This is a genomic window from Streptosporangium sp. NPDC049248, assembly GCF_040678965.1.
In the GTDB taxonomy this organism is placed as follows: Bacteria; Actinomycetota; Actinomycetes; order Streptosporangiales; family Streptosporangiaceae; genus Streptosporangium; species Streptosporangium fukuiense.
On the sequence record NZ_JBFAQY010000009.1, the window covers coordinates 227,501 to 240,746 of the forward strand.

11 protein-coding genes are annotated in these 13,246 nt (G+C 67.4%); 9 read left to right on the top strand and 2 right to left on the bottom strand.

From position 1 onward, the window contains the following. Positions 1-194: 194 nt before the first annotated feature. The 3 genes from arc (at position 195) to dop (ending at position 5,003) form a co-directional block, all read left to right on the top strand. On the top strand, positions 195-1,958 hold the full coding sequence (gene arc / locus AB0K21_RS19270; protein WP_030904572.1) for a proteasome ATPase: 1,764 nt from the start codon (positions 195-197) through the stop codon (positions 1,956-1,958). A gap of 285 nt (positions 1,959-2,243) precedes the next feature. Further along, positions 2,244-3,401 carry an acyltransferase gene (locus AB0K21_RS19275; RefSeq protein ID WP_364151536.1) on the top strand — a complete coding sequence of 386 codons (1,158 nt, stop codon included), beginning with the start codon at positions 2,244-2,246 and terminating at the stop codon, positions 3,399-3,401. Between the two features lie 87 nt (positions 3,402-3,488). Beyond that, positions 3,489-5,003: a depupylase/deamidase Dop gene (gene dop, locus AB0K21_RS19280; protein ID WP_343961180.1), complete on the top strand. Its 1,515-nt coding sequence runs from the start codon at positions 3,489-3,491 to the stop codon at positions 5,001-5,003. Between the two features lie 108 nt (positions 5,004-5,111). Here dop and AB0K21_RS19285 read toward each other — a convergent pair whose 3' ends face one another. Further along, positions 5,112-5,996: a serine/threonine-protein kinase gene (locus tag AB0K21_RS19285; protein WP_364151539.1), complete on the bottom strand. Its 885-nt coding sequence runs from the start codon at positions 5,994-5,996 to the stop codon at positions 5,112-5,114. A 212-nt stretch (positions 5,997-6,208) separates the two neighbouring features. Further along, positions 6,209-7,003 (bottom strand): serine/threonine-protein kinase, encoded by a 795-nt coding sequence (locus tag AB0K21_RS19290; protein WP_030904564.1) that lies wholly within the window; start codon positions 7,001-7,003, stop codon positions 6,209-6,211. A gap of 327 nt (positions 7,004-7,330) precedes the next feature. Between AB0K21_RS19290 and AB0K21_RS19295 the strand changes: the two genes are divergently transcribed. The 6 genes from AB0K21_RS19295 (at position 7,331) to AB0K21_RS19320 (ending at position 13,159) form a co-directional block, all read left to right on the top strand. Beyond that, complete coding sequence (locus tag AB0K21_RS19295; RefSeq protein WP_030904562.1) at positions 7,331-7,540, top strand: ubiquitin-like protein Pup; 210 nt, start codon at positions 7,331-7,333, stop codon at positions 7,538-7,540. Between the two features lie 662 nt (positions 7,541-8,202). Further along, the gene (gene prcB / locus AB0K21_RS19300; RefSeq protein WP_343961223.1) at positions 8,203-9,021 is read left to right on the top strand and encodes a proteasome subunit beta; all 819 of its coding nucleotides are present in this window, start codon (positions 8,203-8,205) and stop codon (positions 9,019-9,021) included. 25 nt (positions 9,022-9,046) lie between these two features. Next, positions 9,047-9,850 carry a proteasome subunit alpha gene (gene prcA, locus AB0K21_RS19305; protein WP_364151544.1) on the top strand — a complete coding sequence of 268 codons (804 nt, stop codon included), beginning with the start codon at positions 9,047-9,049 and terminating at the stop codon, positions 9,848-9,850. A gap of 124 nt (positions 9,851-9,974) precedes the next feature. Then, positions 9,975-10,592, top strand: a complete 618-nt coding sequence (locus tag AB0K21_RS19310) for a hypothetical protein (RefSeq protein WP_364151547.1) — start codon at positions 9,975-9,977, stop codon at positions 10,590-10,592. Between the two features lie 162 nt (positions 10,593-10,754). Continuing rightward, positions 10,755-12,113, top strand: coding sequence for a Pup--protein ligase (pafA, locus tag AB0K21_RS19315; RefSeq protein WP_343961190.1), 1,359 nt, complete (start codon positions 10,755-10,757; stop codon positions 12,111-12,113). Between the two features lie 95 nt (positions 12,114-12,208). Next, positions 12,209-13,159, top strand: coding sequence for an FKBP-type peptidyl-prolyl cis-trans isomerase (locus AB0K21_RS19320; protein WP_343961192.1), 951 nt, complete (start codon positions 12,209-12,211; stop codon positions 13,157-13,159). Positions 13,160-13,246 lie beyond the last annotated feature (87 nt).

The following is a 13,246-nucleotide window of genomic DNA, read 5'->3' on the forward strand; positions in this document are numbered from 1 at the left end:
CCACGACGGTCCGTGAGGGAGTGACAGGGGAGCGGACCTTCGTGTTCTTATGCTTCTAGTACTAAAAGCACCAAAAGGGATTAATCATCGCGCACTTAATGTAGTCATACGAACACTGCTCAGCCAGGTAAGGGACAGCCCTTAGATGGGTAGGGTTTCGAGTAGTCGGTCTCGACTGGGAAGGAGGTGACGCCGTGGCAGCTCGCGACGACGCTGAGGCTCGAGCCGCGCAGCGCGAACGGGAGGTCGCTGACCTCACAACACAGGTCTCCTTCCTGCAGGAGGAGATCACCGTGTTGCGTCGGAAGCTGACGGAGTCTCCCCGGCAGGCCAGGATCCTTGAAGAGCGTCTCCATGACTTGCAGGCGAACCTCGCGGCCGTAACCGGCCAGAACGAGCGTCTGGTGGCCACCCTCAAGGAGGCCAGAGACCAGATCGTCGCCTTGAAGGAGGAAGTAGACCGGTTGGCGCAGCCGCCATCCGGGTTCGGCGTGTTCCTCGAAACCAGAGAAGACGGCACGGTGGAGGTTTTCACCGGGGGTCGCAAACTCAGGGTGAACGTCAGTCCGGCGGTGGACGTCGACTCGCTGAAGCGCGGCCAGGAGGTCATGCTCAACGAGGCGCTCAACGTGGTCGAGGCCCTCGGTTTCGAGGAGCTCGGCGAGATCGTGATGCTCAAGGAGCTTCTTGAGGACGGCCAGCGCGCCTTGGTGATCTCGCATGCCGACGAGGAGCGGGTGGTGAAGCTCGCCGAGTCGCTGGTGGGCCAGCCGATCCGGGCAGGCGACTCCCTGTTGCTCGAACCCCGTTCCGGCTACGTCTACGAGCGCATCCCCAAGTCCGAAGTCGAGGAGCTCGTCCTGGAGGAGGTGCCCGACATCTCCTACGAGGAGATCGGCGGGCTGATGCGGCAGATCGAGCAGATCCGGGACGCCATCGAGCTCCCGTACCTGCACGCCGACCTCTTCCGTGAGCACAAGCTCCGCCCGCCCAAGGGCGTCCTGCTTTACGGACCGCCCGGCTGTGGCAAGACGCTCATCGCCAAGGCCGTCGCCAACTCCCTGGCCAAGCAGGTCGCGGAGAAGACCGGCCAGTCCGGAAAGAGCTTCTTCCTCAACATCAAGGGGCCCGAGCTTCTCAACAAGTACGTCGGTGAGACCGAGCGGCACATCCGCCTGGTCTTCCAGCGGGCCCGGGAGAAGGCCTCCGAGGGCACCCCGGTGATCGTGTTCTTCGACGAGATGGACTCGATCTTCCGGACCCGAGGCTCGGGCGTCTCCTCCGACGTCGAGAACACCATCGTTCCCCAGCTCCTGTCGGAGATCGACGGCGTCGAGGGCCTGGAGAACGTCATCGTGATCGGCGCCTCCAACCGCGAGGACATGATCGACCCGGCGATCCTGCGGCCCGGCCGCCTGGACGTCAAGATCAAGATTGAACGGCCGGACGCCGAGGCGGCCAGGGACATCTTCTCGAAGTACCTCATCGCGGAGCTCCCGCTCCACTCCGAGGACCTCTCCGAGCACGGCGGGAACCGCCAGGAGACCATCTTCGGGATGATCCAGCGGGTCGTCGAGCGGATGTACACCGAGAGCGAGGAGAACCGCTTCCTTGAGGTGACCTACGCCAACGGGGACAAGGAGGTCCTGTACTTCAAGGACTTCAACTCCGGCGCGATGATCCAGAACATCGTCGACCGCGGCAAGAAGATGGCGATCAAGCAGTTCCTGGAGACCGGGCAGAAGGGTCTGCGGATCCAGCATCTGCTGGCGGCCTGCGTGGACGAGTTCTCCGAGAACGAGGACCTGCCCAACACCACCAACCCCGACGACTGGGCCCGCATCTCCGGCAAGAAGGGCGAGCGGATCGTCTACATCCGCACCCTCGTGACGGGCAAGCAGGGCACCGAGGCCGGGCGTTCCATCGACACGGTGGCCAACACCGGTCAGTACCTGTAACGGCGGCACGCGTGCCGATCGACGGCGCGGCCTCCCTCGGGAGGCCGCGCCGTCAGCGTCTCGCCAGGTTTTTGTCCAGTTTTGCGATGTTTTGCGGCTTTAAAGAATTTTGTCGCTTTTTTTAACCCTTCGCTATTCATATTCGGCGGTGCGGATCCGTCCCCATCCGTATCTCCGGTCACACCCGCCCCGAAAGCGATCGGAAATCAACGGCCGTCACAGGGAACCCGAATGATCGAAGCGCCGTCCAAGTGGCGTGCGTGAACATTCCGGCCCGGCCGCCAGGTGACCGGCACGGGGTCTCGCGAGGCGCTTCGGGGAAGCGGCCGCCTCGCCGAACTCGACCTCCTGCGCTTCGCCGCCGCCATGGCGGTGCTCGCCTTCCACTACTTCATCGCCTTCGCCTCGGTGTGGGGCGACCGTCCCGCCAAGTTGTTCCCGGCGATCTCCACGATCTCCGGGCTCGGCATCCTCGGTGTCGAGCTGTTCTTCATGATCAGCGGTTTCGTGATCCTGATGAGCATCTGGGGCCGGGGGCTGGGGGCGTTCGCCCTCTCCCGGCTGGTGCGGCTCTTTCCCGCCTACTGGGTCAGCGTGGTGGTAACCGCCGCGGTCTACGGACTGACCGCGGCCACGGCCCTGGACCCCAAACTCAGCCTCGGCGAGTACGGGGTCAATCTCACCATGCTTCAGCGGGCTTTCGGCGTCTATGACGCCAACGGTGTCTACTGGTCGCTCTGGGTGGAGCTCCGCTTCTACGTGCTGATCTCGATCCTGGTGATCACCGGGGTCACGCTCAACCGCTGCCTGGCCTTCATGGGCGTCTGGCTCCTGGCCGCGGGTTTCTTCGCGGGAAGCGATGAGGCGTGGGTCGAACTCGTGATCATGCCCAAGTACGCGGCCTACTTCGTCGGTGGCATGGCGTTCTTCCTGATGACCAGATTCGGTCCCAGGCTGGTCCTGTGGTGTCTGGCCGGGATCAGCGGCGGCCTGGCCGTCAGCGCGGCACTCGATCGGGTGGCCGGGCGGGTGGAGAAGGTCGGCTACGCCGCGATGCCCGTGCCCGACTGGGCCGTCGTCGCCACGGTGGTCGGCTTCTACGTACTCATGGCGATGGTGGCGCTCGGCTGGCTGCGCCGGCTGCGCTGGCGCGGCCTGGTGGTCCTGGGAGCGCTCACCTACCCGCTCTACCTCTTCCACACCGCGGCCGCCGTCCTGATCGTCCCGGCCCTGCGGGACACGCTGCCACCGCCGCTGACCGCCCTGGTCACCGTGCTGGCCGCGATGGCGTTCTCCTACCTGGTGTACCGGGTGGCCGAGCGTCCCCTCCAGGAGTTCGTCAAGTCGAGAAGGCGCGGGAAGGCCGGACAGGCGTCGCCCGCACAGCCTCCCGGGTTCTCCTCGATCCCCCTCGCAACGGGCGAAAAGGCTTCGGTGCCATAACTGTCCGACCACCGGGCATAGTGAAGGGTCTAGGGTCGGGAATAGATACCTCGGAGAGAAACAGTCCCTGATGAACAGAGGGTGCGCATGACGGTACGGCGGGTGATGGGCATCGAGACCGAATACGGCATCTCCGTGCCCGGACAGCCGGGGGCCAACGCGATGGTGACCTCCTCTCAGGTCGTGAACGCCTATCTGGCGGCCTCGGCGGCCAGAGCACGGCGCGCGCGATGGGACTTCGAGGAGGAGAATCCGTTGCGCGACGCGCGGGGGTTCGACCTCGCGCGGGAGGTGGCCGACCAGAGCCAGCTGACCGACGAGGACCTCGGCCTGGCGAACGTGATCCTCACCAACGGGGCCCGGTTGTACGTGGACCATGCCCACCCCGAATACTCCACTCCCGAGTGCACCAACCCTCGGGCGGCGGTGATCTGGGACAAGGCAGGCGAGCGGGTGATGCACGACGCGGCGGTTCGCGCCTCGGCGATGCCGGCCAACGCCCCGATCCAGCTTTACAAGAACAACACCGACAACAAGGGCGCCTCCTACGGCTGCCACGAGAACTACCTCATGCGCCGGGCGACCTCGTTCGCCGACATCGTCAGGCACCTGACGCCGTTCTTCGTCTCCCGGCAGGTCGTCACCGGCGCGGGCAAGGTCGGCATCGGCCAGGACTCCCGGGGTGAGGGCTTCCAGATCAGCCAGCGGGCCGACTTCTTCGAGGTCGAGGTGGGCCTGGAGACGACGCTCAAGCGGCCGATCATCAACACCCGGGACGAGCCGCACGCCGACCCGGAGAAGTACCGCCGCCTGCACGTCATCATCGGTGACGCCAACATGTCGGAGATCTCGACCTACCTGAAACTGGGATCCACCGCGCTCGTCCTGGCCATGATCGAGGACGGGTACTTCACCCGCGACCTCACCGTGGACAACCCGGTCCAGGCGCTGCGCGCGGTGTCGCACGACCCGACGCTCAAGTACGAGATCCCCATGCGCGACGGCCGCAGGCTGACGGCGGTGCAGCTCCAGATGGAATACCTGGAACTCGCGCGCAAGTACGCCGAGGAACGCAGCGTCAACGGCATGGACGAGCCCACCAAGGACGTCCTGGAGCGCTGGGAGTCGGTTCTCACCCGCCTGGCGGACGACCCGATGCAGCTGTCCAGGGAGCTCGACTGGGTGGCCAAGCTGGAGCTCCTGGAGGGTTATCGCACCCGCGACGGTCTTTCCTGGTCGCATCCGCGTCTGCAACTCGTCGACCTTCAGTACTCCGACATCCGTCCCGACCGAGGGCTCTACAACCGGCTGGTCGCCCGGGGGCGCATGCAGCGCCTGGTCACCGAGGAAGAGGTGCAGAGGGCTGTCGAGGTGCCGCCCAACGACACCCGCGCCTACTTCCGAGGCCGCTGCCTGAGCCAGTACAGCGAGTCGGTGGCCGCGGCCTCCTGGGATTCGGTCATCTTCGACATCCCCGGCCGCGAGTCGCTGCAGCGTGTGCCCACCCTTGAGCCGCTGCGCGGTACCAAGGCCCACGTGGGCGAGCTGTTCGACCGCTGCCGTAGCGCCGCGGAGCTGGTGACGGCGCTGACCGGCGAGTAGTGACGCTTCGCGAGGGAGAGGCTCCCGGCGGCCTCTCCCTCGATCCGAGGACCATGCGGAAGCGGCGGTCCGGCCCGGTGGCGATCCTGGCCGGAACGTGCGTAGGCGCTACGCGTAAGCGTCCGGTGGCAGCCGGGCCGCGGGCAGTCGCGGCCGGGCCAGAGCCACGCCCTCCGCGTGCAGGACCGCCGACAGCATGCGACCCGCTTGGCCCATGCTGATGCGGGCCGCCGGGTCGCGCCGGAGCAGCCCTTCCAGGACGGGACGCAGCGCTCCCGCCCGTACCATCGTCTCCGGGTTCCGGCCGGCGGCCGGGCCATGGGGCGTCGGGCGGTGACCGGAGCGCGGCGGCCGGCCCTCCACCGCGAAGTACAGGCTCGCCCCGAACGACCACAGGTCGCCCGCCGGGGTCGGCAGGCCGCCCCGTAGCCGTTCCGGCGCGATGAAGGCGGGAGCATGGGTGAGCGGCAGGGTCGTGGAGGTGCCCGAGTCGCGGTGCAGCGCCGCGATTCCGAAGTCGGCCAGCACCACCCGATCACCGGTCAGCAGGATGTTGCGCGGGTTGATGGACCGGTGCAGGACGCCGGCCCCGTGCGCGTGGCGCAGCCCGCCCAGCAACTGGAAGCCGATCCACGCCACCCAGTGGATCGGCAGGTGGCCCATGTGGCGCACCGTCTCCTTGAGCGTGAGGGCCTCCAGCAGCTCCATGACGATCCAGAGCCGTCCGTCCTCCTCGAGCAGGTCATGCACGGAGATCACCGCCGGATGGTTGAGCCGCCCGGCCGAGCGGGCCTCGCGCAGGGCCCGGCGCCGCGCGTCACGCATGTCCGCCCCGTATTCGCCGAACCGCGGCTGGATCTCCTTGATCGCCACATTCCGCCTGAGCAGGGAATCATGGGCACGCCACACAATACCCATGCCGTCCTGCCCGATCGGCGAGGTCAGGTGATAACGATCACCCAGTGGACGTGCCTTCTCTGCGCCTGTTCCCATGAATCACCCGTTGCACATAGAAGCCGGGCCCCTCAGCTGATTCATATTTTCACCTGGAACGGTGCACCATATGGTTACTTATGGTAATTAAGTGTAACAATTTAGTTGCGTGGGCACGGTGGAATTTTGTTTCGCGTCCTTAAATCCCTGTTTTGTATTCAGAGAAACTGCCCAGAAGCCGGTGGGCGCGCTGGAAAACGCTGGGAAACGCGTCAGGCCGCGCTGAAGCAGCGCACGTCCTCCAGCATCTTCGACGTCCGCTCGGCACTCAGCCGAGCCCGTGGATCCTTGCGCAGCAACCCTCGCAGCACCGGTTCCAGGGCGCCCGCCCGCTTCGGCGCGCGCGGCGGCTCTCGCAGCGCCGCCACCAGCGATGCCATCGAGTTCACCGTACGGAACGGGGTCCTGCCCTCCACCGCCATGTAGAGCGTCGCGCCGAACGACCACATGTCCGCCTCGCGGGTGCCCCCCCTGCCCTGCAGCGCCTCCGGCGCGATGAAGGCCGGCGTGCCCCGCATCGAGGTCGTCGCCGCGCCCTCCGGCGCCGCGAACCCGAAGTCGGCCAGCACCACCCGATCACCGGTCAGCATGATGTTGGCCGGCTTGATGTCGCGGTGGATCACTCCGCCGTCATGCGCGTGCCGCAGCGCGTCAAGCAGGCGGCACCCCATCGCGGCCACCAGGTCGACCGGGAGTGGGCCCGCCTGCACGAGCGTGTCGTGCAGCGTGAGGGCTTCCAGGAACTCCATGACGATCCAGAGGCGCTCGGCCTCCTCGGTCAGGTTGTGCACCGTCACGATGCCACGGTGGCTCAGCCGTGCCGCCATCCGCGCCTCCCGGACCACCCGCCGCCGCTGCTCGGCCGCGGCGGGTCCAGGTGGCAGGGGTATCTCCTTGAGGGCCACCTCTCGCTCCAGAAGCAGGTCGTATGCGCGCCAGACGACGCCGGTCGCCCCCTGGCCGACGCGGGAGACGAGCTTGTACCTGCGCGCGATGATGGTGCTCACCCCTCAATGATCGCAGTTTTCAATCCGATAGGCCTACTTGGAACGTTCCCCACCTTCCCGTGGGCGCCGGATAAGCCCCGATTCGAGGGTGATGGTGGTCACACAGGGCCGACCAGGGCGGCGACCTGCCCGAGTCGGGCGGCATCTCGTCCAGGAGAACGGGCCGGAGGGGGTTTGCCGTGGAGCCCCTGGGGAGGTTTCCTGGCGGGAGGTACCCCGGGACGGAGCAGGGGGCTCCCGTAAAGATCGCGGGACGATCCGCGCGCAATGTCGTCCGGTTCGGGGAAGATATGAGTCAGATGCGTCCCCCAGGCGGAGGTGCCACAGATGGCAAGTAAGGACACCGGCGGCCAGAAGCAGACCGGCCGTACCGACAAGGAAGTCGAGGAGACCGCCGCGGCGGAGACCTCCGACGTCCAGGAGCGTCACGAGAAGCTCTCCGACGACGTCGACGCGATCCTCGACGAGATCGACGAGGTTCTTGAGGAGAACGCGGAGGAATTCGTTAGGAGCTACGTGCAAAAGGGCGGAGAGTAGGGGGCCGCGCGGGAAAAGCCGGCGGGGAGCGGCCGGAGGGTTCCACCGGCCGCGAATATCGCCGGAGATGACGGGCGGCCAGGCCGTAGGCCGAATTCAGCCGTGACCGAGCACGACCAGATGGACTGACTTCTCACCGCAGGCCCTGTCGCGACCGGATGAAAAGGGCAGGCGAAGTCAAGAACCACGGCGGCGAGCGCGGCTACCGGCGAAACCGGGCCATGGCATCACCGAGAGACGTCATCGAGGCCGACTTCGGTCGGATGTTCGCCGAGCGAGGTGGCTCCCGCTCGATTCCACCGGGCGGGAGAGCGGAGCAGTGGGAGGAGGGGCCCGGGCATCGGGTGGGTCTCCGGCCCGCCCGCCCGCGTGCCCGGAGGCGGGCCGTGCGGCTCGCGCCCGGCGTCGACACCAAGGCGTCGACACCAAGGTTCGCCCGCCCGTGCGTCCGGAGGCGGGCCGAGGGGCGGGCATGTCGCGAAGACTCGGCCACTACACGGATGTAGTCGCCCGTAAAGATTCAAAAGCCCGGCGGAGGTGGGTTCGCGCTGAGCTGATCCAGGGAAGTGCAAGCAGGACGGCAAGATGAGTAAGGTCGGGCCTTAAAGGACCGCACCTTTGGAGGGAGTCGCGTGGGATCGCACAGGGACCTGCCCGCCGGCATGGTGAACCATATCTTTACCGACACCGGGAGCTCCTCGTTCACCGAGTTCGTCAGGTCCCATTCGCCGGACTTGTTGCCTGGCCGTAACGAGACCCTGGCGACCCCGGTGGGTGACCAGATCCCGCATGCCACCACGATCGTCGCGGCGATATGCGCCGGTGGCGTGGTGATCGCGGGAGACCGCCGGGCGACCTCGGGAAACATCATCTCTCAGCGTGACATGGAGAAGGTGTTCCGCACGGACGACTACTCGGGCATGGGCATCGCGGGGGTGGCGAGTGCCGGGATCGAGATGGCCCGCCTCTACCGGGTGGAACTCGAGCACTACGAGAAGCGGGAAGGCCGCACACTCTCGGTGGCGGGTAAGGCCAACCGGCTCGCCACGATGATCCGCGGCAACCTGCCGATGGCGATGCAGGGACTCGCGGTCGTGCCGCTCTTCGCCGCCTACGACCCCGATGTCGACGGTGGTCGGATCTTCAGCTACGACGTGGGCGGTGGCCCCTACGAACAGCACCAGCACCACGCGATCGGGTCCGGCTCGATCTTCGCACGGGGTGCGCTGAAGAAGCTCTACCGCGAGGGCGCCTCGCCCGAGGACACCGTGCTGACGCTGATTCACGCCCTCTACGACGCGGCCGACGACGACTCGGCGACCGGCGGCCCCGATGTGATCCGCAAGATCTGGCCCGTCGTCGCGGTGATCACCGCCGACGGATACCGCCGACTTCCCGACGAGGAGGTGGGTGAGTTCGTCCGGGCCGTGATCGACACCAGAACGAACTTCCCCGACGGCCCCATCGCCCCGCTGCGTTAACACGAGAGGATCACCCCAGGTGTCCATGCCTTTTGGATATGTCTCGCCCGAGCAGCAGATGCGAGACAAGGCGGACTACGCGCGCAAGGGGATCGCGCGGGGCCGTAGTGTCGTCGTCCTGCAGTACGAGGACGGCATCCTGTTCGTCGCGCCCAACCCGTCCCGCGCCCTGCACAAGATCAGCGAGATCTACGACAAGATCGGCTTCGCCGCGGTGGGCCGTTACAACGAGTTCGAGGCGCTGCGCCTCGGCGGCATCCGCTACGCCGACATCAACGGCTACACCTACGCCCGTGACGACGTCACCGCCCGCGGCCTGGCCAACCTCTACGCGCAGAATCTCGGCCAGATCTTCACCGAGTCGCTGAAGCCGTTCGAGGTGGAGATCGTGGTCGCCGAGGTCGGCGACTCCTCCGAGGAGGACCACATCTACCGGCTGACCTTCGACGGCTCGGTCTTCGACGAGGCGGGCCTGGTGGCCATGGGCGGCCAGGCCGAGGCGGTGGCCGGCCGGCTCAAGGAGCACTACCGCGACGGCCTGTCGCTGTCCGAGGCCCTGGAGGCGGCGCTGTTCGCCCTGACCGAGCCGGGCGGCGAACGCTTCCCCGCGAGCCAGCTGGAGGTCGCGGTCCTGGACCGGAACCGGCCGCATCGCAAGTTCCTGCGGCTCAGCGGCCCGAGACTGGAGCGCCTGCTGTCCGACGGGGCCCCCGCGGCCGAGGTGGCCGCCCAGCCCGCCCAGCAGGAGAGTCCCCTTTCCGCGCCCGAGACGCCCGGTGCCCCGCCGACCGCGCCCGACGGCGACATCGACACCGGGGCGAGCGGCTGACCGGGGCCGACGACCGACCATGGGACACCGAGAGCGCCGCCCCGCCAGGTGCGGCGCTCTCGGTGTGTCCTGGATCACCTCCTCTCCTGACAACCGAACCCGCTCACCGATGGTCACAGTGTGTGTGAGAAACGCCGCCCCCCGGGCCTGGACCAGGCTCGCCCTCCCCTCTGCCGGTCCCGCCGCGCTCGCCCTGCTCGCGGCCGTGGTGCTGACGTCCGGCTGTGGTGAGACGCCCACCCCCACGACCGGAGCGCCCGGCCCCGCCACCTCCTCCAGCCCCGCGGCCACCCCCGAGCTCTTCGGCACCGAGTTCCAGGTCGCCCCCGAGCACGACTGGAGCAAAGGCGGCCCGCCTCCCTTCGAGGGCGTCCTGCGCGGCTGGCTCACCGACGTGGACGAGGGCGGCGTGGCCGAGTACCGGCCGATCCGCTTCACCCAGAGCGGCGGCGAGGACGGCCACTTCGACGGCCCCGAGGAAGGCGACGTGACCCGTTATGCGGCGCCCATCGCCGAGGACGTGCTGTTCCTCGCGGACAGTGGCTGCGATGGCTCGTCGCAGACCTATGACAAGGCCACCAACCTCGGCACCGAGAGATGCACCCGCCAGGCGTTGATCGACAACGTCAAGGAGGCGGCGTCCCTGGCCGGGGTGGAGGGCCTCTACCGGCCGGCCCTGATCACCACGGAGAACGGCAGGATCACCAAGGTTGTCGAGATCTTCTGGCAGGGCGGCGGCTGATCCGGCCCGCCGAGCCCGGTGCCCGCGCGCCGCTCGCACCCGGCGGCGATCCGAGTCCGAGACGCGTCCGCGCTTAGCCGCTCACAGCCCGGGGCATAAGCCGTACGACCGAAAACCCCATGATCCCTCCCACGAGAGGGGTTCGGCGAATAGTGTGAGGCAATGGATCGTCGCATCTTCGGGCTTGAGAACGAGTACGGCGTCACCTGCACATTCAGGGGGCAGCGGCGGCTGTCACCCGACGAGGTAGCGCGTTATCTATTCCGCCGTGTCGTCTCCTGGGGCCGATCGAGCAACGTCTTCCTCCGCAACGGGGCACGCCTGTATCTCGACGTGGGCAGCCACCCCGAGTACGCCACCCCCGAGTGTGACAACGTCGTGGAGCTCGTCACCCACGACAAGGCGGGCGAGCGCATCCTGGAGGGCCTCCTCGTCGACGCCGAGAAGCGTCTTCGCGAGGAGGGCATCGCCGGCGACATCTACCTGTTCAAGAACAACACCGACTCCGCGGGAAACTCGTACGGCTGCCACGAGAACTACCTGGTGGGCCGGCACGGCGAGTTCGGCCGCCTGGCCGACGTGCTGATCCCGTTCCTGGTCACCCGGCAGATCATCTGCGGGGCCGGCAAGGTGCTGCAGACCCCGCGCGGGGCGGTCTACTGCGTCTCCCAGCGGGCCGAGCACATCTGGGAGGGCGTCTCCAGCGCCACCACCAGGTCGCGCCCGATCATCAACACCCGTGACGAGCCGCACGCCGACGCCGAGCGGTTCCGCCGCCTGCACGTCATCGTCGGCGACTCCAACATGAGCGAGACGACCATGCTGCTCAAGGTCGGTGCCACCGACCTGGTGCTGCGCATGATCGAGGCGGGCACCGTGATGCGTGACCTGTCCCTGGAGAACCCGATCAGGGCCATCCGGGAGGTCTCCCACGACATGACCGGGCGGCGGCGGGTCCGGCTGGCCAACGGCAGGGAGGCGTCCTCGCTGGAGATACAGGAGGAGTACCTCTCCAAGGCCCGTGACTTCGTCGACCGCCGCGGCGGCGACGAGATCAGCCAGCGGGTGCTGGAACTGTGGGAGCGCACACTCAACGCGGTCGAGACCGGCAATCTCGACAAGGTGGCCCGCGAGATCGACTGGGTGACCAAATACCAGCTGATCGAGCGCTACCGCAAGAAGTACGACCTCCCGCTGTCGAGCCCCCGGGTCGCCCAGCTCGACCTCGCCTACCATGACGTGCACCGCCGCCGTGGCCTGTTCTACCTGCTGCAGAAGCGTGGCGCGGTGGAGCGGGTGGCCTCCGATCTGAAGATCTTCGAGGCCAAGTCGGTGCCGCCGCAGACCACCCGTGCCCGGCTGCGCGGGGAGTTCATCCGCAAGGCGCAGGAGAAGCGCCGTGACTTCACGGTCGACTGGGTGCACTTGAAACTCAACGACCAGGCGCAGCGCACGGTGCTGTGCAAGGACCCCTTCCGCAGTGTCGACGAGAGGGTGGACAAGCTCATCGCCGGAATGTGACGGTCACGCTTCGGCAAGCTCCTTCCATGCTTACCTCCTCCGTATGCCGGTACGGGTAGTGTGGCGCGAACCTGACGTCTGCTTGAGGGATACCTATGCGCCGCCGCAGCATGGCCGTACTGGCCGCAGTGCCTCTGATGTTCGCCGCAGCATGCGGCTCGGGAGGGGACGCGTCCACCGGCGCCTCGACTTCCGCCGGCAGCGGAGTCACCGAGCTACAGGTGACCGGGGAGATCGGCGCCAAGCCGAACGTGTCCTTCCCGGCCAAGGTCGTCGAGACCTCCTCCTACAAGGTGCTCACCCCCGGCACCACGGGGGAGGCCGCCAAGCTCGGCACCAACGTGGTGGCCAACTTCACGGTCTTCGCCTGGGACGGCAAGGAGAACAAGCTCGCCGGCTCGACCTACGACGAGGGCGGCCCGCAGGTCATCACGCTCAACGAGCAGGTTCCGGAGATCCTCAGAAAGGGCTTCGCCGAGACCAAGGGCGGCGGCAGGTTCATGTCCGTCGTCGCCAAGGACGCGCTGCCCAAGGAGCAGCAGGCACAGGCCCCCGCGGGCCAGTCGCAGGTCTTCGTGGTCGACGTGGTCGGCGTTCCCGAGGGGAACGCGGCCCAGGGCACCGCGACCGACCCCGGCGTCGCCGGTGTCAAGGTGGAGAACCCCGGGGGCGAGACCGCGCCGAAGCTCACCACCAAGACCAAGGAGAAGGCGCCCAAGGAACTCGTCGCCAAGACCGTGATCAAGGGCGCCGGGCCCGAGGTCAAGTCCGGTCAGTCGATCCTGGTCCAGTACGCCGGGAAGATTTGGGGTTCGGACGTCGAGTTCGACAGCAGTTGGTCCCGCGGTGGCCAGCCGATCATGTTCCAGATCGGCACCGGCAAGGTCATCAAGGGCTGGGACCAGGGTCTGGTCGGCGTCCCCGTGGGCAGTCGGGTGCTGCTGAGCATCCCGCCGGACCTCGGTTACGGCAAGGCGGGCTCCGGCGACAAGATCAAGGGAACCGACACCCTGGTCTTCCTGGTCGACGTGCTGGCCGCCTACTGACGCTCCCTGAGGAGCGACTCACCCCCGAACCCGGCCGTGCGCGCACGGCCGGGTTCGCGTTCTCCGATCGCGATCTTCAGCTACTGA

What these genes read in the sequence shown, in the direction of transcription:
- dop (WP_343961180.1), top strand. Translation starts at nt 3,489, where the DNA reads ATGACGGTACGGCGGGTGATGGGCATCGAGACCGAATACGGCATCTCC.
- AB0K21_RS19285 (WP_364151539.1), bottom strand. Translation starts at nt 5,996, where the DNA reads ATGGGAACAGGCGCAGAGAAGGCACGTCCACTGGGTGATCGTTATCAC.
- pafA (WP_343961190.1), top strand. Translation starts at nt 10,755, where the DNA reads ATGGATCGTCGCATCTTCGGGCTTGAGAACGAGTACGGCGTCACCTGC.
- prcA (WP_364151544.1), top strand. Translation starts at nt 9,047, where the DNA reads ATGCCTTTTGGATATGTCTCGCCCGAGCAGCAGATGCGAGACAAGGCG.
- prcB (WP_343961223.1), top strand. Translation starts at nt 8,203, where the DNA reads ATGGTGAACCATATCTTTACCGACACCGGGAGCTCCTCGTTCACCGAG.
- AB0K21_RS19320 (WP_343961192.1), top strand. Translation starts at nt 12,209, where the DNA reads ATGCGCCGCCGCAGCATGGCCGTACTGGCCGCAGTGCCTCTGATGTTC.
- AB0K21_RS19295 (WP_030904562.1), top strand. Translation starts at nt 7,331, where the DNA reads ATGGCAAGTAAGGACACCGGCGGCCAGAAGCAGACCGGCCGTACCGAC.